Below are 21,345 nucleotides of genomic sequence, written 5' to 3'. Positions count from 1 at the left end.
TTTATTTAGAAAGGAGGTTAAAGATATGAAAAAGAAGTTTACAGTTATCTTGGGTATAATTATTATTTTATCGTTATTAGGAAGTTTTGGTTCAATTTTTTCAAAGAAATCATTTGCAAAAGAGCTTGATAATAACTCTAATTTTAAATATACAACCAGTCTTACAAGTAATTATGATCACTCTGATAAGGCGAAAGTTTATTCTACAACAATGAGTGTAGAAGAAGCAGCAAGATATTTGATTGACCAAGAAAGACCTTTGGAATATACAGATCTTAATAATGATGATGCTATTCAGTTAACATATGATGATTATTATGTATTAATATATGAAAGTGAAGATGGGAATACTTATATCCAAATTTCTTCTAGAAAATATGTACATAATAATGGATATCATGGTTTATATCGTCCTTATAGAAGCAATATTGGTACTTTCTATACTGCTCACTATTTAGCAAGTAGATATTATAATCGAGATGTTAAACGATATGGAAAAAGCAACGTACGTCCTGTAAAAACAGTAAAAACTACTACATCAAATACAAATACAAATACAAAAACAGATACAAAAACAGATACAAAAACAAGTGATTCTTCTAAAATTAAAACAGATAAAAATGCATCAACTAAGATAAGAACTGAAAATCAGAAGGCCAGTGACAAAACAACTGATACTAAATCAACCACAAAATCAACTACTAAGACAACTACAAAACCTACTACTAAATCAACTCAGTCATCTAAAAGTACAACAACTACAAGCTCATCTAGTACACAGAGTAATTCTATTAGAATGGGTAGCACAGGCTCAAAATCAAGAGTTGGTGGAGGAACAAGTTTTGGGAAATAATAATGTTTTGTTAAGTATATCATAGAAGGGAGAAACTATATGGAATTTTTAAACAATGAGTTTATTGCAACTATTATATATGCTCTTTTAGCATTAGTATTAATGTTTGTTGGTTATAAGATATTTGATATAATTACACCATATAATTTTGCAGAAGAAATAAAAGAAAAAAATCCAGCTGTTGGTGCAGTGATTGCAGCTATATTTATTTCAGTTGCCATCATCATCAAAGCAGCTATCGTATAATAACATTATTAGAAATAAGCAATAAAAGATAAACAACTTCAACAATAAATCTATACAAGTCCATAACTCATTAATACCTGAGATTTTGTACATGTATAGATTAAGTTTCAGTATGGTTTATCTATAATAAAGGAGGTTATTCAATGAATCCTATTCTTTCAAGTATTATCTATTTTGCAATTGGTATGTTTTTTTGTGCTTTAGGTTATAAGGTATTTGATATTATCACGCCTTTTGATTTAAGCAAAGAAATTGATGAACATAATGTAGCTGCTGGACTAGCTGTTGCTGGAATTTTTATTGGTGTAGCTATTGTTGTAAGTGCAGCGATAATATAATTTATATATTAAGGGGATCAATATGACGGATATTAGCATTAATAAAGAAAAAAATACAAAAAAAATTAATGCTACGCCCCTGCTTTTTGCCGTTTTTATTATTGCAATATGCGGTATTATTTATGAACTGATTATTGGAGCAATCAGTTCATATTTATTAGGGGATAGTGTTAAACAATACTCTATAACCATTGGGCTTTTTATGAGTGCTATGGGAATTGGATCTTACATCACAAAAAGGTTTCAACGTCATTTATTTGATACTTTTGTCATGATTGAACTGTTAATTGGTCTTGTGGGTGGTATCTCAGCTGTATTTTTATTTGCTTCCTATGGATATTACAATACATACTATATAGTAATGTATATGACAATTATCATTATAGGTATCTTAGTAGGACTAGAAATTCCTATATTAACGCGAATTATTGAGGAAAATGAAAATAATCTTAGGATTACAATTGCCAATGTATTAAGTTTTGATTATATTGGTGCTTTGATTGGTTCCGTAGCTTTTCCACTTATATTATTACCAAATTTGGGACATATTAAAACGTCTTTTTTTGTTGGTTTTATTAATATAATGGTTGCCAATATTATCATTTATAAATATACAGACTATATCAAACGTATAAAGCTATTAAAATTGCTAGCTTTTTTATTTACATTTCTTATTTTAGTAGGCTTTTTTACAGCTGATCAAACAGCTAATCGAATTGAAGACAACTTGTATAGAGATCAGATTATATATCGTAAGCAAACTAATTATCAAAAAATGGTTGTCACAAAACATCGTGATGACATGCGCTTATTTTTAAATGGTAATATACAATTTAGTTCACAGGATGAATACAGATATCATGAGGCTCTGATTCATCCGGCCATGTCACTAGCTGAGAATCGTAGTAACATACTCATTCTTGGTGGTGGGGATGGATTAGCAGCTAGAGAAATATTAAAATACGGAGATGTAGAGAGAATAACTTTGGTAGATTTAGATCCTGAAGTTATTAAATTTTGTAGATCAAATCCACTTATACAAGATTTAAATCAAGGGGCATTAGATAATGAAAAGGTTTCTGTTGTTAATCAAGATGCTTATAAATTCTTAGAAGAAACTCATGAAGAATATGATGTAATTATAGTAGATTTACCAGATCCTAATAATGAATCATTGAATAAACTCTATACCAATTTATTCTATCGCTTGATTTATGCAAGACTTTCTGATGGAGGTATGGTCTCTATACAATCAACAAGTCCGTATTATGCTGAAGAAGCTTATTGGTGTATTCGAAAAACTGTTGAATCTGAAGGATTTAATGTCTCAGGTCATCACGTATATGTTCCTGCATTTGGAGATTGGGGATTTACATTAGCTTCTAAACGTGAGTTTAAAGAAAAAGATATTGATATCACTGTACCAACAAAATATTTAAACAACGATATGGTTCAAGCTTTATTTGTATTTGGTAGTGATGAAGAGGAAAAAAAGGATCTTGTTGAGGTCAACAGTCTAACTAATCCAGTTCTTATCAGCTATTATCAAAAAGCTTGGAGTAGTTATTAATCATTAAGGGAGAAGAAAACATGATAACCGTACTATTAAATGCAATTAAAGCACTTCATATTTCTATGGAAAAAGAAAAAATATATAAGTTGCTCCTTATTGGACTTAGTTCTTTATTCCTATGTTCTATTATGTTTTATTATGTTGAAGGTGCAGTAAACACTGAATTATCATTAGGTGATGCTTTCTGGTGGGGATTTGTTACGGTGACAACTGTTGGTTATGGTGATTACTTTCCTTTAACCTTAGGTGGTCGATTAATAGCAGGCCTTCTTATGTTAATTGGTATTAGTACCTTTGGTTTTCTTACAGCTGCTGTTGCATCATTTTTGGTTGAAAATAAATTGAAAGAAGGCATGGGGCTTATGGACTTAAAATTTAAGAATCATATAGTTATAATTGGCTGGAATAAAAAAAGTGAAATCATGTTAAAGGAATTAGTAGGTGATAATCCTGATCGTAAAGTTATTATAGTATCAGAAATTGAACGTTTAACATTTGAGACAAAAAACACATATTTTGTACATGGTGACCCTACTCTTGACGAAACATTAATCAGAGCTAATATATCTGAGGCGGATATTGCTTTGATTGTTGCCGATGATAAATTGAAAGATAATAACGGAATGGCTGATGCAAGATCTGTACTGATATGTTTAGCAATTGATAAATTAAATCCAACAATTCATATCATTGCAGAAGTATTAAATGAAGAGAATGTTCCTCATTTCGAAAGAGCTAATGTTAACGACATTATAATTAGCAATCAAATGAGCAGTCGAGTTATGGTGAGAAGCGCAGTTTATAGAAATGTTAGTGTTGTTTTAAAAGAGTTGTTAACAAATTCATATGGAAATGAACTTTATGAATCCGCTGTAAGAGATGATGATATAGGACTTACGTTTAAGGAGTTGTCAAGTAAATATATATCCTATCATCATGCAGTCATTCTAGGAATTGCTGATGAAAAAGTTCATTTAAATCCTACCAATGATCGCAAAATTAAGAAGGACGATGTTATTATCTATATTTCTAACGTTAAGTTATAAAACATAGACAAACAATTCAAAACATAATTATATAAGTCACAACTTATTTGTACTTCAGATTTTGTATATGTATATATTAAGTTTATCAAAAAAATTATTGACACAAATATAGTCAAGAAAATATTAGTGCCAATAATTTTATTTATTTCTATTAGTTTTTATATATGATTTATTGCAATAATTTTATATTGTTGAGGAGATGAGTTATTAGCTGATATAGCACCAAACCATATCTCACCATTTTTCACCATAACACCTTGGTAATTAACGAATGTTTCTTCAACTTTTTGATTAGCAAGTGCCGTTTTGACTTGTTCATTAAAGATTTTATCATAGTTTTTTATGAATTCTTCTTTATTTTCAATTTTTAATGTAGGTTTATCCGCAGAAGCATATACATTTAAAGGATATAATATATATTCAGCTACCCTTTCTTTATCTCCGTTTGACACAAGTTCTTTTACAGTATTAAAAACTTTTTGGAACTCAATAGGATCATTGATTCCTGCAACTTCATATCTATTATCTTTATATTCAATATAGCTACTTTCAATCTTAGATTTTTCCATAACATATACACCATAAGTCTCTTCTGTTTTTATATTATAGTATACCGATATAAGTTTATTTTTATATTCGAAGTTCGCATATGGTGAATTTTCAGCTGATGGTAATGACTTTTCAAATGCTTTTTTAAACTTGCTTATCTTATTTCCAATTTTCACTCCATTTATATCAATATTTTTATTATATATGTATACTTGGTCTACGGGTCCATCACCAAAATTCTCAAACCATACGCTTACTTGTAATTCTGGAAATCCTAACCCAAAAGTTTCCCTGGAAAAGCTTTGGAAATTTTCATCAAGGGATATGGGTGTTTCATCTATTTTAGCTAATAGATTTTCTTTGTTTAGACCTATCAGATCAAAATAGTCTTCAAAATCGTATTGAGTTTTTTCTGATGTTGTGGCAATAGACACATTTTTTGAACTAATAGTATTTTTAGATTTCAGATTGATATAACAAATAGTCATAACTGAAATTGCAAGTACAGCAATTAGTATTTTTATTTTTTTCATATTTAACAGCTCCTATACTTATAGTATTTATACTGAAATTATTCAATTTAAGTATATTATATGGATGAAAATTACATCACCAAATATAATATATACTAGAATGTAAAAGTAAAAGTTACAAATAGCTAACAAATAGGTTACAAAACGATTACAATTTATGTATTTGTGAATTCAAATTAGACAAAATGGAAATATGAATAGAAAATATTAATAATTACCATATGACCTATTAAATATATTTATAATTGTATTTTATAATATTTGATTGTGTTATAATCTAACAAGCAAATAATAGAGAGAGAGTTTAGGAGGATTACAAATGAAAAGAATTATTACTACATTAATGATCGGGCTCATGATTTTTTCTTTTGCAGGATGTGGACAAAAGAAAGATAATTTTACAGAAAAACAAGATAATTCATCTGGAACAAGCGCAAATGAGGATTTAGGATGGTCTTCAGAATACTATGATGCTGAAGCAATGAAGGATGTAACTTTGAACATGTATGGTGTAACCGATAGTATTCGTCCTGTTTTAGACAAGTTCCAAGAGGATACTGGAATAAAAATAGAAAATTTAACTATGAAAAATGGTGAGATACTGCAAAGATTACAAAATGAAAAGGAAGCAGGAGTAGCTATTGCAGACATATGGTTTACTGGAGGAGCGGATACATTTATCAATGCAGCGCAAAATGGTCTGTTAGTTGCATATAAATCTCCACAAGGTGAAATTTTAGAAGATGTTATGAAAGATAAAGATGGTTATTGGCACGGAACATCTTTAACATTAGTTAACTGGGTAGTAAATAAACAATTAATTGAAGAAAAAGGATTGAAAATGCCAGAGAAATGGGAAGATCTTTTACAAGAAGGTCTTAAAGGACAAGTATCAATGTCAAATCCAGCATCTTCTGGAACTGCTTATAATGTAGTAAGTTCTGTATTAGAAACAAAAGGGGACGAAGAAGGTTGGAAATATTTAGACAGTCTTATAGAGCAAGTTCCTTTCTTTACTGCAAGAGGAAGTGATCCAGCACGTTTAGTTGTTAATGGAGAAGCTATTGTTGGTATTAATGCAAGTAATGGTGATAGAGAATTAGAAGAGAATAATGCTCATATTAAATTAGTTTATCCTAAGGATGGAACAGGTTGGTGGCCACAACCCGTAGCAATAGTAGAAGGGACAAAGAATCTGGATGCTGCTAAAGTTTTTGTGGATTGGTTACTATCAAAAACAGGTATGGAAACTATAGCAAATGTTCGTAATGCAGCTGTAGCACGTACTGATATAGAAAAACCTGAAGGTATAGTAGATATCAAGGAGATAGAATTATTCATGTCTGATTTCCAAGCAAATGCTGAAAAACGTGATGCAACTATAGAAGAATGGAAAAAACATGTAGAGTAATTTATATAAGAGCTGGTAGAGTTATTTGCCAGCTTTATTCTACTTTAGGAGAGAATAAAATTGAAAAAAAACAATCTATTTATTAATGTAATATACTCTTTGTTGATTGTATTTATAGTTTATTTTGCATTTTTGCCAATAATAAGTGTGATATGGCAAGGGATTACCTCTGGTAACAGTATAGGGATTACTTATAATGATTTTATAAGATCAATGTCATATCTTAAAGATAGTTTAGCAGTTTCACTTTTAACAACTATATTGGCTATTACTTTCGGACTTATTGTATCCTTTACTTTAAATCGTATAAAATTTAAAGGGCGTAGAATTCTAAAAGTTTTAGCATTGCTTCCGCTTATCAATCCTCCATTTGTAGGGAGTATTGCATTTATAATGCTTTTTGGTAGGAATGGACTTATAACTCATAAATTTTTAGGATTAAATATTAGCCCCTATGGATGGCAGGGAATAGTTTTTATACAAACATTAGGATTGGGTTCATTGGCATACATATTAATTTCTAGCTCAATCAAAAAAATAGATATATCTTTAGAAGAAGCTGCACGTAATTTAGGAGCGTCTGAGTCAAGTATACTTTACACAGTTACATTACCTTTAATGATTCCGGAAATTTCTAGTGCAGCTCTATTAGTATTTTTGGCTTCTATGGCTGATTTTAGTACTCCGTTAATTATTGGAGGAAATTTTCAGACCTTAGCATCAGATTTATATATCCAAATTACCGGGTTGTATGACATGGAAACCGCTACTATATCAGGAGTATTTCTTCTGATTCCATGTATTTTTGCATTTATTATACAGAGATACTATGTTCAAAGAAAAGTTTATTTTACTGATAATTTAAGTTTAGATGACATTGAGTACAACGAGATAAAACCTTTTACTAAATATAGTTTAGTTTTTATAACAGCAATTTTTATAGGATTTGTATTCTTAAAATATATATTTATAATAATTGGTGCATTTACAAAGCAATGGGGATATAATTATACTTTTACACTTTCGCATTTTATATCAATTTTCAATAGAAATCTATATCCTTTTGTAAACAGCGTGAAATTAGCTTTTTTTGTTGCATTAATTGCCTCATTTATGGGAGTTTTACTATCTTATTTATTACATAGCAAAAACCTTTTTATGAAATCCTTGGTGGATTTTATGGCAGTTATACCTGCTGCAGTTCCAGGAATATTATTTGGCATAGGATATCTAGTTACTTTTAAGTATCCTATTTTAGGAGTTGGACGATTTATCTTTAAGGACTCTAGGCCATTAATTTTACTTGGAACTGGAATTATTATTTATTTAATTTGTATAGCAAGGTACTTAAATATTGGATTGCGAGCAGGATATGCTTTGCTTAAACATTTGAATCTTGATATTGAAAAAGCTTCTTATAATTTAGGTGCAGGTGAAATTAGAACTTTTTTTACTATAATGATGCCTTTAATGAAGGATGCATTTTTCACTGCATTCTTTAAGAATTTTGCTACTACCATGACTACGCTTGGGGCTATAATATTTCTACTATTGCCAAAGAACAAGGTAGCTGTTCAGCAAATATTTCAAATAATAACTAGTAGTGTAATGGGGGAAGCAGCAGCAATGTCCCTATTATTATCATTTTTAAGTTTAATACTGCTTGGATTTTTCTATTTAATTATAAATGGTAGTTCCATATGGCGTAAATTAAGGAGAGTAGATAAAGTTGGATATAATTCTTAAAAATATAACTAAGAAATATAAAGATTCAGTAGCTGTAGATAATGTTTCTTTGGATTTAAAGCAAGGAGAGTTAATTGCATTACTTGGACCATCAGGATGTGGGAAAACAACTTTACTTCGTATTATTGCTGGTCTTATTTCTAATGATGATGGAGAAATATATTTTAATGGAGAAGATATAAGTAATTGGTCTGCTCAAAAAAGAAATACAGCAATGGTTTTTCAAAACTATGCATTATTTCCACATCTAAATGTAGAGCAGAATATTGGGTATGGTCTTAAAGTTAGGAAGTTACCAAAAACTAAAATAACGGATAAGGTAAGATTAGCACTAAAACGAGTTGAGCTAGATGGTTTTGAAAAAAGGTCTATAAATCAATTAAGTGGAGGTCAAAAACAAAGAGTAGCTCTAGCTAGGGCATTAGTTGTAGAACCTAATGTATTATTGTTTGATGAACCTCTTAGTAATTTAGATGAAAAATTAAGGGTTACTATGAGAGAAGAGATTAAAAAGATTCAAAAAGAAATTGGAATTACAAGTGTGTATGTTACTCATGACCAAGGCGAGGCTTTAGCAATAGCTGATAGAATAATAGTTATGAATAAAGGAAGAATTCAGCAGATTGCAAAACCAGATGATTTATATTATAGTCCTGCCAACTCTTTTGTTGCAAATTTTGTTGGAAAGGCAAATTTATTTTCTTGTAATTTACAAAACAGAAATAATAGTAAAGCAATGATAGATTTGTTAGGAAGAAAGTTAGAAATTGAAATCCCTAAGGAATTTAAAAAGGATAAGGTAACTGTTTTATTAAGACCTGAAGAATTTATAATAAGTGACAGTGAAAAAAGTGTTAAAGCTCTTGTTAAATGGAAAGAAAATCTTGGAATAATTAGTAGATGTAAAATGGGAATTTTAGGACAAGAAGTAGTAGTAGATATTTTTAATAAGCGAAATAGAAAATCATTAGAGATAGATGATATTGTTTATGTTGATTTTGATGAGGAATCAGTTTATATAATGTATAATTAATGATTAATTTAAGAAAGAGGGATTTTGTGATTATAGATATTCATTTTCATACAAAAGAATATTCACCCTGCAGTCATATTAATATGGAAGAAGGTATAAAAAAAGCTAAAGAAATTGGTTTAGATGGAATTTGTATTACTGATCATGATAATAGAAATGCAGCAAGTTTTGCAAAAGAACTAGAAGAAAAATATGGAATTTTAGTTATAGTTGGAGTAGAAGTGTATACTTATGAAGGTGATATCCTTTGTTTTGGATTAGATAAAGTGCCAGAAAAAAGGATTCATGCTCAGGAATTGATTGATTTAGTTAATGAGAAAGGTGGAGTTACAATAGCAGCCCATCCTTTTAGAAACAATGGAAGAGGTCTTGGAAATGAAATCAAAAATTTAAAAGGCTTATCAGCCATAGAAGTACTTAATGGGAATACAACTTATGAAAATAACTCAAGGGCTTATGAATTAGCAAAAGAATTAAATATCTCTTGTGCTGGGGGGAGTGATTCACACAAGGTTGAAAATATAGGGAAATATTCAACAAAGTTCATTGACTACATTACTAATGAGAAGGAATTAATAAAGGCTATAAAACTGGGGAGAGTAGAACTAAAGAATATGGAAGGATTAAAACAAGCGATGGTAAAGTAGCATTAACTGCTAGTACCATTGCTTTTTTCTTATTAGGTTGTTACAATTATTAAAAGTAATAATACATATGAGGTGATACAAAAGATGAAAATTCTTCATATTACTGCTCAAAAACCTTTTCAAACTGGAAGTGGCATATATGCAAGAAATATTATAAAAGAGTTTGATGAAAAAGGATATAAACAAGCTATTGTCTCAGGAATTTCTAAGAATGAAAAAGTAGATGTTGATACTAAAATGCCTTTGGAAGAATATACAGTATATTTTAATTCAAAACAGGTAACTTTTCCTGTTGTTGGAATGAGTGATGTAATGCCCTATGAAAGTACTAGATATAGGGATTTAGATGAAAATATGTTAGAATGCTTTATTAGAGAATTTAGAGTGAGAATAATGGAAGCTGTGAGAAAATTTGATCCAGATATAATAATAAGTCATCACCTTTATCTTGTAACAGCACTTGCTGCTTCAATTATTAAAGATAAAAAGATTATTGGTGTATGTCATGGTACAGATTTAAGACAAATAAAATCTATAAATTTGAAGAAAGATTTTATAAAAGATAATATTAAAAAGTTAGATGCTATCTTTGCTCTTCATGATGAGCAAAAAAATGATATTAAAGAATGTTTTGATATAGATGAAAAGAGTATTCATGTTATGGGTAGTGGATATGATAATTCGATTTTTTATAGTAATAATTGTTCTAATAAGAGAGGTTTAATAAAGATAATATATGCTGGTAAAATATCTTATGCAAAAGGATTGATTCCTTTTATTAATGCATATTCTTCTCTAGAAATTCCAAAGAACAAAATAAAATTGAGCTTAGCGGGTATGGGTAGTGGTGAGGAATATAAAGAGATACATAATATTTCAAAAAAATCACCTTTTGATATTGAGTTTATGGGAAATTTACCGCAAAAAAAGTTGGCTGAAGAGTTTAGAAAATCAGATATATTTATACTTCCTTCCTTTTACGAGGGATTACCACTTGTTCTAATAGAAGCTTTAGCATCAGGTTTATATGTTATAACTACTGATATACCCGGTGTAAGACAATGGCTAGGAGATAAAATAAATACTTCAGGTAGAATAAAGTATCTATCCTTACCTAGATTAAAAAAGGTTGATGTTCCATTGGAAAAAGATCTGCCAAATTTTCAAAACAGCATTAAGAAAGAAATTGAAGAATATATAAATCATATTAATAATAGAAAATATTATGAGGAAATTGACTTAACACACCTTACATGGAATGGATTATCTAAAAAAATGGAAGAGGTTTTTTTATAGCCTATTCCATTTTTTGATAACAATTTTTATTATATGGTTAAACCACAAAAAGTAAATTGAACTAAAATCGACCATAATATCTACCGTAGATTGGTGGGTTCTGACGCTATATATTGTGGTTGAAGTTCAACTAAATTACTTTTTATGGAATAACCATTATATAGCTAAACTTTTTTTATTAAAAATATAAATTGAACTTCCATATAGAATAACTGCTGAACTTATAAGGATTAAGCACACAATTGTAGTATAAAAACCGTCATTCATAACTTTATTTGGATCAACAAGAGTGTAAATACTAAAATACTTTAGAAATTTAATTTTATCACTGATTTCACTTAACATTTTTATAAGAAAGAAAACTATAGGTATACCTGTTCCAAAGGCAATTGAATTTTTTGTTTCGTTAAATATACAAGAAAATAAGAAGCTAATACCTCCAACTACTACTAACACTAAAAAGTTTAGAATATTAAGGGATAAAAATTTACCTATTTTTAAATGACCTGGAAACATAACTTCTGCCGTTGAAATAAGGATTGCTAATTCAACAAATATCATTACAAATAAGCTTGAAATTAAGTATAATGCTTGTGTTAAAATAATCTCTACTCTTGAATTTGGAGTTGCTAATAAATATGCCATTGAGCCGCTATCAACGTGTTTTGCCACAAGCTTGTTTGCTAAGTATGAGGTATATATTAATGGAAATACAAGAAATATAAAACCATAAAGATAACCTGCTAAATAGGAAGTTAAATCGGTACCAAGTCCATCAAATCCAAAAGCTTTCATCATGCCTTCTGGCAACATTTCCATCATAGCTTGCATTGATTCAGCACTTTTAGGATCAAACATACCAATACTTGTTGTAACGTATATTAATAGCATACCTGCAACAAATACAAAAATACCCCAATTTGATTTAATATTTGTTTTGAATAAGGTTTTATTCATCTGTATCACCATCCTTACCATAGTATTTCATAAATACATCCTCTAAGGATTCATGTTTTAGTTCCAGTTCTTTAACATCACATTTAGATAACAAACTAAAGAAATCTTGGAATGGGTATTTAACTGATACTTGAACTTTATTATTTGATATTTTTTGAGTATCATAAGCACTATTAAGAAGTATTTTTGTATCAGTTTCAGTTCCAAAAGAAATAATATAGGATTTAGTTTTCATCTTATGGAGAGCATTCATGTCTTCAATAGCTACTAATCTACCATCTCTAATAATTCCAGCGCGGTCACAACTTTTTTGAACCTCTTCTAGTAAATGCGAAGACATAAGTATAGTTTTTCCTCTTTTCTTCTCTTCTTGTATTAGATCCATAAAAATATTTTGCATAAATGGATCTAAACCACTTGTAGGCTCATCTAAAATGTATACTTTTGGGTCATGCATAAAAGCGGTGATAATGCCAACCTTTTGTTTCATTCCTTTAGACATTCTTTTGATTTTAACATGTGTATCTAATTCAAATTTTTCTATTAATTTTCCCCTTCTCAATGTATCTTTTGTTTTTCTCATATTAGTCATAAACTTCAAAAATTCCATACCTGTCATGTTTTCAAATAAAGCCATTTCACCTGGTAAATATCCAATTATATTCTGTAGTTCTTTAGCTACTTTGCGACAATCAAGACCGTTTATTGCCGCTTGACCTTCAGTGGCATTAGCAAAACCAAGTAAATTTCTAATTGTAGTAGTTTTTCCAGCACCATTAGGACCAAGATAACCAAAGACTTCGCCTTCTTTTACACTAAAATTAATATTAAATATTCCTTTACCACTTGGATAAACTTGAGTTAGGTTATTTATATCAATCATTTTTGTACCTCCTATCCTTAACTAAACCTTCCGTAATTAAATTATACTTATATAGATTTTTTTTGTAAAATGAAAATATAATGTAATAAATGAAATTAGTTATCTATAAATACAAATTTGGAATAATATAGGATGTTTGTGCATTGATTTTCAATAAATTATTTCTTGTTTTCTACAGCTTTAAATCTTGATAATTTTAATAGTAGTAAAATAGTTGGAATTAAATGAAAAAATACATCAAATATATCGATTCCTTTTGTCAAATTTCCATTTTTCAACATAATCATTTTTTCTACTATATGAGGCATAGGTGTGAATGGAGTTAAAAGCATAAAAAGAGCCAGTATAACTAGGGTTGATGTAGGAATTTGGTTTATAAATTTTATCATGGAATTCTCCTTTTGAAATATATTTGTTTATATCATACCATAGAGGGGTATAATAAGAAAGGTTTATGATTAATTTACTAATATAAATCTTTGTTAAAGTATTGACATGATAATGATTTTCAATTACAATAATAATTGTTAATGAGATTCATTATCAAACACACAAAGTAAAAAATGGGAGGAACACAAATGAAGAAAATATTATCAAAGGTATCAATAAGTTTAGTTTTAGTTTTATCAATTTTATTAATAGCAGGATGTACGAAAAATACTCCTACTAATAAGAAAGAAGAAAGTGATGAAAAAGTAACTAAAAAAGAAGGACAAGTAAATTTATATACAGACAGGCATTATGATACAGACCAAGAGTTATTTGATTTATTCGAAAAAGAAACAGGAATCAAAGTTAATGTGGTTACTGGTAAGTCAGATGAGTTGATTGAAAGACTTGCAAGAGAAGGTGCTGATACTGAAGCAGACCTATTAATTACTGCTGATGCTGGAAGATTGTTTAGAGCTAAAGATTCAGGTTTACTTCAATCATCTACAAGTGAAGTTTTAGAAAAAAATGTACCTGAGAATCTACGAGATGAAGATAAAGAATGGTATGGGTTAACAGTAAGAGGTAGAGTAATTGTTTACTCAAAAGATAGAGTAAACCCTTCAGAATTATCTACTTATGAAGATTTAACAAGCGAAAAATGGAATGGAAAAATTTTAGTAAGAGCATCAAATAATATTTATAACCAATCTCTTTTAGCATCTTTCATTGCAATAAATGGTGAAGAGTCTGCTAAAACATGGGCTAAAGGAGTGGTTAATAATATGGCAAGAGATCCTCAAGGAAACGATAGAGCTCAGGCAACAGCAGTTGTTGCAGGAGAAGGGGATTTAGCTATAATGAACACTTACTATGTAGGCAAAATGCTTAATTCTTCAGAGCCAGAAGAAGTTAAAGTTGCAGAAAATGTTGGAGTTTTCTTCCCAGATCAAGAGGGAAATGGTACTCATATAAATGTAAGTGGTATTGGTGTTACTAAACATGCAAATAATACAGAGAATGCAATAGCATTAATGGAGTATTTAACGAGTGCAGAAGCTCAAAAAGTATTCGCTGAAGCAAATTACGAATATCCGGTAAACCCAGAAGTTGAACCATCTGAATTATTAAAATCTTGGGGTGAATTTAAAACTCAAAATATAGATTTATCTTTACTTGGGAAGTATAATACAGAAGCTGTAAAAATATTTAATGAAGTAGGTTGGAAATAATATAGTAATGCAGCCCAAATGGGCTGCTGTTTTGATATTAGAGTTACAAAGGGAGTGTGAACCGTGATAAAAGTTAGAGGGTTAAGAAAAAAGATAAATCTATGGAGTGTAGGGAGTTTTATCTTTATTTTGCTTATTCTCATCCCTAATATTAATGTTTTTATAAACATATTTACTCCTCAAAATGAAAATTGGGTGCATATACAGCAGTATTTATTGAAAGACTATGTTATAAACTCTCTTATATTAATAGTATTTACTGCCTTTTTTACAATACTTATTGGAACGAGCTTAGCTTGGATAATATCTGTTTATGATTTTCCGCTTAGAAAATTTTATAGATGGGCATTGGTATTACCTATGGCGATACCTGCTTACATTGGTGCCTATACTTATCATGGTTTATTAAACTATACAGGAGTTATTCAAAGCTTTTTCAGAAATAATTTTGGGATATTAGTTAATCAAAAGTATTTTAATATTATGAATGCTAAGGGAGCTATATTTATATTTACAGTTTTTCTATTCCCTTATGTTTATATAATTACAAAATCATTTTTAGAAAAACAGTCTTCTTCCTTAATTGATAATGCAAGAGTTCTTGGAAGAAGTTACACTGAAATTTTCTTTATGGTTGTTTTACCTATTTCTAGAGTATCAATAATTGGTGGAGCTAGTCTAGTGATACTTGAAGTATTGAATGATTATGGAGTAGTAAAATATTTTGGAGTACCCACTTTTAGTACTGCTATATTTCAAACATGGTTTGCCATGGGTGATCTCCAATCTGCTGTAAAATTATCAGCAATTTTAATGATTTTAGTATTTAGTTTATTGGCACTGGAAAAGTTTCTAAGAGGAAGAAGAAAATATAGTTTTACAACGGCCAAGGTAAAACCTATTACACGGATTAAATTGAAAGGAACAAAGGGTATGATTCTTTCAATTTATGCTTTTACTATTTTTGCCTTAGGTTTTTTAATTCCTCTTTTACAATTAATTTATTGGGCTTCATTAACCTATAGAAAAATATTGAATACGAGATTCTTAACTCTTTTAGCCAATTCAATAGGGATTGCATTTGTTTCATCAGTACTTATAATATTTATGGCAATAGTAATTTCAAATTATTGTCGCATTAAGGATACTGTCATTACAAAAATTTATTCTAAAATTACTGTTATTGGATATTCTATTCCAGGTGCTGTTATAGCAATAGGAGTTATAGTTTTCTTTGTGGCATTGGATAACAAACTTTATTCTTTGTACAAAATGATTAATGTCAATACGGGTAAATTAGTATTGAGTACAAGTATTGTGATGCTGATTTTTGCATATATCATAAGATTTTTAGCAATTGGTTATAATTCCATAGAAGCTGGATATGCTAAAATAGGGAATAAATTTTTTGAAGCATCTAGAACTTTGGGTATGAATATAACTGAAACTTTCTTTAAAGTTGATTTGAAGATGATTAAGCCAGCAGTAATAAGTGCTTTTCTTTTGGTTTTTGTTGATGTGCTTAAAGAATTACCATTAACTCTTATACTTAGACCTTTTAACTTTAATACTTTGGCAACTAAGTCTTTTGAGTATGCAAATGATGAAATGATTCATGAAGCAGCAATATCTTCATTAATAATAATTATTGTAAGTACAATATTGATATATTTCTTTTATAAAGCTGGAGATAAGGGGGAAAAGTAATGTCTGTTGTTATAGATAATTTGCGGTTTAGGTATAGGAATGCAAAAGTAGATACTATAAAAGATTTTAGCATAGAGATAGAAACAGGAAAAATTCTTTCAATACTTGGACAAAGTGGAAGTGGAAAAAGCACTGTACTTAGATTAGTATCAGGATTAGAGGAACCAATTGAAGGAAAAATTCAGATTGATAATAAAATTATAGTTGATGACAAGGAATTCATTTTACCTGAAAACAGAGGAATTGGAATGGTTTTTCAAGATTATGCGCTGTTTCCACATATGACTGTTTCTCAAAATATAAAATTTGGCTTAAAAAAATTAAACAAAAAAGAAAAAGAAAATAGAGTGAAAGAATTTTTAAAGCTTGTAAATCTTAAAGAGTATGGCGATAGATATCCATATGAATTAAGTGGAGGACAACAACAAAGAGTTGCTTTAGCTAGAGCCTTAGCTCCAAAACCATCTTTACTATTATTAGATGAACCTTTTAGTAATTTAGATGCTGATTTGCAAATAAAGATAAGAGACGAATTAAAGAGTATTATCAAAAAAACAGGCACAACATCAATTTTTGTTACTCATGATAAAGAGGATTCTTTAGCTATTGCTGATAAAGTAATAGTGTTGAAAGATGGAGTGATTGAGAAAGAGGGAGAACCTGATCAAATATTACTGTAGAGGAGTGTTTTACATAATGACAAAGGAAAAGTTAAAAAGAATAGGTCTTTTAATTTCCTTTCTTATATTACTGAGCGCTGGATGTACATCACAACAAAATACAGTGGAAAAAGCTGAGAATAAAGAAGAACCAGTAAATGAAACAGTTCTCCAAGAAGAAAATAAAACTATTGAATCAGGAGAATCTACTGATGAAGAAATCTCTTCAGATAGTGAAGATTCTATTGATGATGTGGAAAAGGGTATCTATAAAGATGGTGTATATGAAGGAGTGCATAAATCAATCGGAGTAAATGTTACAATTGAAAAAAGTAAAATATCCAACATTGAAATCACTAAGAACAAACAAACTAAAGGGTATTACGAAGAAGTTTTTAGAAGACTTCCAAAAGAAATAATTGAAAAGCAATCAATAGATGTTGAAGGAGTTTCAGGTTCAACTAGCACAAGCAAGAATCTAAAAGAAGCAATAAATATTGCTCTGTCTAAGGCAAAAGGTGAAAAATATAATTAAGTGCAAGTGACAAGTTTTGAATAGGAGCAACTTGTCACTTGTTACTAAAATATCTTCTCTATAATTTTGAGTATTTTATAGTATTAACAGGACATGAATTAGTACATTCAAAACATAACAAGCAATTTGCTTTATCAACTTTGACACCAGTTTGGTCGACAGAAATTACATCTGTAGGACAACTCTTAACACAAGAGATACAGCTAGTACACTTTTCCGCTTTCATGCCATATTTTGAAAATCTTGAAGTAAAGCTAAATAAAGTGCCCCAAGGACATAAATATCTATGCCATGTCTGTTCATTGATAAATAGTGTAGCTAATATACCCATAGGAATTATTATCAAAGGTAACGGGAACTTTCTGCCTTGAGTAATTGTGTGGATTGTATAAGCTAAGCCTATTATAAATGCTATAAAAGTAACTGTTCTAGGTTTTTGAGACTTAAAGAAAGTAGGTATATTTGATTTGCCTATATTCATTTTTTTCTTTAAGAATGAAACAGGTCTTATAAATGTATTTATAGGACATGCCCATCCACAATAAAATCTTCCGAAAAATCCAGCTAAAACAATTGATAAAAATATAAAGGCCATCCAAATTTGTGCTTTGCCGCTAAGCATTGATAAAAGAAATAATAACAAGAAACTGATTTGAACAAATGGTTTAATTTTTTTAATCATAAAATCCTCCTCTTCTGTTGACACACATTACCCTAGTGGGGTACTATAATATTAATTATAACTTTTTTATCCTTGGTGTCAATAGATTAGTTTTGATTTTTAAAATTAATCTTATGCGATTTTGTCACTTAACTTTTTCAAAAGAGCATTATATTCTTTCAATGGAGGTTGAAGCAACTATGACTAGAAAATTTACTAACTATCAAAATTCTTTATTTGTAATAACGATTTTATTTTTTATACTTGGAATATTTCATATTTCTTTTTCAATTTTAGGATTTTTATGTTTTATAATACCGTTTATTATATTTGGTATATATAAAGATAAGATTTGGTGTAAATATTATTGTCCAAGAGCAGGTTTTTTTATGAGATTTTTAAGTAAAATAAGTTTAAAGAAAAAATTACCTAAATTTTTTAAAACTAAAGGATTCAAAAGAGGGGTAGTTATATACTTTTCAATCAATATATTTTTTGTTATCATGTCTACTATTATGGTTTCAAAGGGTAGGGTGGCACCTATGGATAAAATTCGATTTATGATTTTATTTACTATACCTTTTGATTTACCACAATTCTTAAATCTTAGTGTTCCAAATGGACTGATTCACCTAGGATACAGAGCTTATTCTATGATGTTTACATCTACAATTGTAGGGCTAATTCTTGGTATCTTATATGCACCTAGAACTTGGTGTAAAATTTGTCCTGTACAAACATTGACAACTGTTAAGAAGAAATAAAACAAGCTCCCTTAATTTTTAAAGGGAGCTTGTTTTATTTCTTTATATTTTTACTTAGGGACATATTTATTTCTAATCTCTTCAGTATCCTGATTTTTTAAATCATCTACAATTTCAATAATACCAGCTAAATTATTATATATTAAAATTGCATACCCACTAGATTTGTCAAATTTCAAATCTAAATATAGGTCTTTATCATCAACAGGAATACTATTAATGGTTTTAATTCAAATTTAATTCCTCTAAATTTTTTTTATTATACTCACAAGAATCGTCCTTCTATATAAAAATTGTTAAATTATTAATTGTGATTCAATTTTACAATAAAACATTAAGTTTTAAAAGAAAAATATTTTGAAAAATTTCAAAAAATAAAAAAGGCTGAGAAATCAAACATTCTACAGCCTTTAAAACTAGAGAACTATCTTGACATAGTTTCACATTCTGATGCACAGCGATTACAGATATCTGCACAATTCTTACAATGATCTTGTGAGAAATTAGCACATGCTTCACCGCAAGCCTTGCAAATTTGAGCGCATAAAGAACAAAGTTGTTTTGAAAATTCACTATCCCTACCCATAAATTGAGCAGCAAGAACGCATATATTTGCACAATCTCTATCTAGTTTTATGCAACGAGTCATCATTTTGGGTCTGGTTCATTAAGACAAGAAGTTACACACCAGTCACATACTTGAGCACATTCTAAACAAATATCGATACATTTTTGATACTTTTGGTTTGATGTTATTGTTGTCATCATAGGAAATCACTCCTTTTAATAGATATCATTCCGATAGTATTATGGTTATATATTGGGAAATTATTCTTTTATTTATATGGGTATATATGGGATGAATTTATGAAAGACATTTTTGTGATATGCTACAGTAAATGTAGGATTTCACACACTAAAATAATTTATTATGAAAATGAACTCAAAAAACACTAAGGTGTAAGTTTATTTAAACAAGTATTAAGATTGGTATGCAAATTGCATTAAAAGGATTTGAATGTTATTTTGCGAGGAGGGAGTAGTTTTCAAGAATAGACAATAATAAAAAAAGTATAATTAAAATTACTAAAACTTTACGGTATGGAAGGAGATATTAATGCATAAAAAAATTACAGCAATGGTTTTAACAGCTACTATTTTAATTTCATCAAGTTCTTCTATAGTTGTATTTGCTGATACTTTACAACAAAAGTTAGAAAAACAAAATAAAGAATTAAAGTTGAGTCAAAGTAAGTTAGCTGAATCGCAGAAGATAGTTGAAGAATTCAATTCGAAAATAGAGGAATTTGACTATAACATTGAAAATACCATGTATGAGATTGATGAATTAAATAATCAAATAGATGGCATTGAGGAAAAAATAGAGCAAACTCAAAAAGAAATAGAACAAATCAAACTAGATATGAAAGATGAAAAAGATTTATATAATAAGAGAATGTCTGCTATGTACATAAGTGGAAAATCTAGTTTTATTGAAGTTCTTTTAGGGTCAAGAAGTTTAAGTGATTTATTTACTAGGATTCAGACAATAAAGAAATTAACAGACCTTGATAACAAATTGATGGCATCTTTACAAGAAAAACAAAATGAATTAGAAAATAGTAATATTGAAATGGAGAAAGAAACAGAAAAATTAACAAACACCATAAAAATTCTTGACAAAAAAATGTCCAAGCTCCAGAAAGATAAAGAAGAACAAAAGAAATATATAGATGCTGCTAAGAAAGAAATGACGGCATATGCAAATGTGGTGAAAGCTGATAAAAAGCAGATAGATAAGACTAAAAGGCTTATTGCAGAAGCAAAAGCCAAGGAAGCTAGTGCTAACAAAAATAGTAATCCAGTATCTAGAGGAAATTCAAATGTTTCTTCAAATGCAATTATTGCTTACGCTTCAAATTTTTTAGGGACACCGTATAAATGGGGTGGCAATGGACCAAATTCTTTTGATTGCTCCGGTTTCACAAAATATGTTTTTGCTCATTTTGGTATAAAAATACCTAGAGTATCAAGAGATCAAGCAAGAGCAGGTAAATATGTACCAAAATCTCAGTTAAAACCAGGTGATTTGGTGTTTTTTAAAAAGCCAGGAAAACCGGTTCATCATGTTGGTATATATGTAGGAAATAATTCAATGATTCATGCACCGCAAACTGGAGATGTAGTTAAGATATCTTCTTTATCAAGAAGATCAGATTATTATACTGCTAGAAGGTTTAAATAGAA

The 21,345-nt window shown here is 29.2% G+C and carries 23 protein-coding genes; 16 read left to right on the top strand and 7 right to left on the bottom strand.

All coding sequences use genetic code 11. The features are described from left to right. The first annotated feature begins 25 nt into the window (after positions 1-25). The 5 genes from ACQ3F0_RS07120 to ACQ3F0_RS07100 all read left to right on the top strand — a co-directional run bounded on the left by ACQ3F0_RS07120 (position 26) and on the right by ACQ3F0_RS07100 (position 4,056). Positions 26-853, top strand: a complete 828-nt coding sequence (locus tag ACQ3F0_RS07120) for a hypothetical protein (protein WP_428864462.1) — start codon at positions 26-28, stop codon at positions 851-853. A 39-nt stretch (positions 854-892) separates the two neighbouring features. Further along, positions 893-1,099, top strand: coding sequence for a DUF350 domain-containing protein (locus ACQ3F0_RS07115; protein ID WP_428864461.1), 207 nt, complete (start codon positions 893-895; stop codon positions 1,097-1,099). Between the two features lie 143 nt (positions 1,100-1,242). Beyond that, a complete protein-coding gene (locus ACQ3F0_RS07110) occupies positions 1,243-1,437 on the top strand; it encodes a DUF350 domain-containing protein (RefSeq protein ID WP_428864460.1) in 195 nt (64 codons plus the stop codon). A 22-nt stretch (positions 1,438-1,459) separates the two neighbouring features. After that, positions 1,460-3,007 (top strand): polyamine aminopropyltransferase, encoded by a 1,548-nt coding sequence (locus tag ACQ3F0_RS07105; protein WP_428864459.1) that lies wholly within the window; start codon positions 1,460-1,462, stop codon positions 3,005-3,007. A 20-nt stretch (positions 3,008-3,027) separates the two neighbouring features. Further along, a complete protein-coding gene (locus ACQ3F0_RS07100) occupies positions 3,028-4,056 on the top strand; it encodes a potassium channel family protein (protein WP_428864458.1) in 1,029 nt (342 codons plus the stop codon). Positions 4,057-4,214: 158 nt separating this feature from the next. On the opposite strand, the gene ACQ3F0_RS07095 is transcribed toward ACQ3F0_RS07100, so the two are convergent. Next, positions 4,215-5,138, bottom strand: coding sequence for a hypothetical protein (locus tag ACQ3F0_RS07095; protein ID WP_428864457.1), 924 nt, complete (start codon positions 5,136-5,138; stop codon positions 4,215-4,217). 319 nt (positions 5,139-5,457) lie between these two features. Between ACQ3F0_RS07095 and ACQ3F0_RS07090 the strand changes: the two genes are divergently transcribed. The 5 genes from ACQ3F0_RS07090 to ACQ3F0_RS07070 all read left to right on the top strand — a co-directional run bounded on the left by ACQ3F0_RS07090 (position 5,458) and on the right by ACQ3F0_RS07070 (position 11,271). Further along, a complete protein-coding gene (locus ACQ3F0_RS07090) occupies positions 5,458-6,549 on the top strand; it encodes an ABC transporter substrate-binding protein (RefSeq protein ID WP_428864456.1) in 1,092 nt (363 codons plus the stop codon). A 60-nt stretch (positions 6,550-6,609) separates the two neighbouring features. Then, entirely contained in the window at positions 6,610-8,295 is a 1,686-nt protein-coding gene (locus tag ACQ3F0_RS07085; RefSeq protein ID WP_428864455.1) for an ABC transporter permease, read from the top strand. Beyond that, the gene (locus ACQ3F0_RS07080) at positions 8,279-9,328 is read left to right on the top strand and encodes an ABC transporter ATP-binding protein (protein ID WP_428864454.1); all 1,050 of its coding nucleotides are present in this window, start codon (positions 8,279-8,281) and stop codon (positions 9,326-9,328) included. The genes ACQ3F0_RS07085 and ACQ3F0_RS07080 overlap by 17 nt, the downstream gene beginning before the upstream one ends. A gap of 26 nt (positions 9,329-9,354) precedes the next feature. Continuing rightward, positions 9,355-9,975, top strand: a complete 621-nt coding sequence (locus ACQ3F0_RS07075; RefSeq protein WP_428864453.1) for a PHP-associated domain-containing protein — start codon at positions 9,355-9,357, stop codon at positions 9,973-9,975. Positions 9,976-10,059: 84 nt separating this feature from the next. Then, positions 10,060-11,271 carry a glycosyltransferase family 4 protein gene (locus tag ACQ3F0_RS07070; RefSeq protein ID WP_428864452.1) on the top strand — a complete coding sequence of 404 codons (1,212 nt, stop codon included), beginning with the start codon at positions 10,060-10,062 and terminating at the stop codon, positions 11,269-11,271. Between the two features lie 156 nt (positions 11,272-11,427). On the opposite strand, the gene ACQ3F0_RS07065 is transcribed toward ACQ3F0_RS07070, so the two are convergent. The 3 genes from ACQ3F0_RS07065 to ACQ3F0_RS07055 form a co-directional block, all read right to left on the bottom strand. After that, positions 11,428-12,228, bottom strand: a complete 801-nt coding sequence (locus tag ACQ3F0_RS07065) for an ABC transporter permease subunit (RefSeq protein WP_428864451.1) — start codon at positions 12,226-12,228, stop codon at positions 11,428-11,430. Beyond that, a complete protein-coding gene (locus ACQ3F0_RS07060) occupies positions 12,221-13,111 on the bottom strand; it encodes an ABC transporter ATP-binding protein (protein ID WP_428864450.1) in 891 nt (296 codons plus the stop codon). The genes ACQ3F0_RS07065 and ACQ3F0_RS07060 overlap by 8 nt, the downstream gene beginning before the upstream one ends. Positions 13,112-13,269: 158 nt before the next feature. After that, the gene (locus ACQ3F0_RS07055; RefSeq protein ID WP_428864449.1) at positions 13,270-13,500 is read right to left on the bottom strand and encodes a hypothetical protein; all 231 of its coding nucleotides are present in this window, start codon (positions 13,498-13,500) and stop codon (positions 13,270-13,272) included. 189 nt (positions 13,501-13,689) lie between these two features. On the opposite strand from ACQ3F0_RS07055, the gene ACQ3F0_RS07050 reads away from it, so the two are divergent. The 4 genes from ACQ3F0_RS07050 (at position 13,690) to ACQ3F0_RS07035 (ending at position 17,673) form a co-directional block, all read left to right on the top strand. Further along, positions 13,690-14,772: a Fe(3+) ABC transporter substrate-binding protein gene (locus ACQ3F0_RS07050; protein ID WP_428864448.1), complete on the top strand. Its 1,083-nt coding sequence runs from the start codon at positions 13,690-13,692 to the stop codon at positions 14,770-14,772. A gap of 63 nt (positions 14,773-14,835) precedes the next feature. Continuing rightward, complete coding sequence (locus tag ACQ3F0_RS07045) at positions 14,836-16,479, top strand: ABC transporter permease (RefSeq protein ID WP_428864447.1); 1,644 nt, start codon at positions 14,836-14,838, stop codon at positions 16,477-16,479. Then, positions 16,479-17,159, top strand: coding sequence for an ABC transporter ATP-binding protein (locus ACQ3F0_RS07040; protein ID WP_428864446.1), 681 nt, complete (start codon positions 16,479-16,481; stop codon positions 17,157-17,159). Before ACQ3F0_RS07045 ends, ACQ3F0_RS07040 begins: the two co-directional genes overlap by 1 nt. A gap of 16 nt (positions 17,160-17,175) precedes the next feature. After that, complete coding sequence (locus tag ACQ3F0_RS07035; protein WP_428864445.1) at positions 17,176-17,673, top strand: FMN-binding protein; 498 nt, start codon at positions 17,176-17,178, stop codon at positions 17,671-17,673. Between the two features lie 58 nt (positions 17,674-17,731). Here the strand turns inward: ACQ3F0_RS07035 and ACQ3F0_RS07030 are convergent, their stop codons facing one another. Next, positions 17,732-18,355 carry a 4Fe-4S binding protein gene (locus tag ACQ3F0_RS07030; protein WP_428864444.1) on the bottom strand — a complete coding sequence of 208 codons (624 nt, stop codon included), beginning with the start codon at positions 18,353-18,355 and terminating at the stop codon, positions 17,732-17,734. 179 nt (positions 18,356-18,534) lie between these two features. Between ACQ3F0_RS07030 and ACQ3F0_RS07025 the strand changes: the two genes are divergently transcribed. Beyond that, positions 18,535-19,098, top strand: a complete 564-nt coding sequence (locus ACQ3F0_RS07025; protein WP_428864443.1) for a hypothetical protein — start codon at positions 18,535-18,537, stop codon at positions 19,096-19,098. Positions 19,099-19,522: 424 nt separating this feature from the next. Here the strand turns inward: ACQ3F0_RS07025 and ACQ3F0_RS07020 are convergent, their stop codons facing one another. Beyond that, a complete protein-coding gene (locus ACQ3F0_RS07020) occupies positions 19,523-19,747 on the bottom strand; it encodes a four-helix bundle copper-binding protein (RefSeq protein WP_428864442.1) in 225 nt (74 codons plus the stop codon). Continuing rightward, the gene (locus ACQ3F0_RS07015) at positions 19,747-19,866 is read right to left on the bottom strand and encodes a four-helix bundle copper-binding protein (protein WP_428864441.1); all 120 of its coding nucleotides are present in this window, start codon (positions 19,864-19,866) and stop codon (positions 19,747-19,749) included. The genes ACQ3F0_RS07020 and ACQ3F0_RS07015 overlap by 1 nt, the downstream gene beginning before the upstream one ends. 349 nt (positions 19,867-20,215) lie before the next feature. Here ACQ3F0_RS07015 and ACQ3F0_RS07010 point away from each other — a divergent pair, with 349 nt between their 5' ends. Continuing rightward, on the top strand, positions 20,216-21,343 hold the full coding sequence (locus tag ACQ3F0_RS07010; protein WP_428864440.1) for a C40 family peptidase: 1,128 nt from the start codon (positions 20,216-20,218) through the stop codon (positions 21,341-21,343). The last annotated feature ends 2 nt before the right edge of the window (positions 21,344-21,345 follow it).

Origin of the sequence: Clostridium sediminicola (assembly GCF_050402865.1) — a bacterium.
Classification (GTDB): Bacteria; Bacillota; Clostridia; order Clostridiales; family Clostridiaceae; genus Clostridium_AF; species Clostridium_AF sediminicola.
The sequence above is the reverse complement of the archived record's forward strand: the minus strand, read 5'-3'. Positions and strand labels throughout refer to the sequence as shown.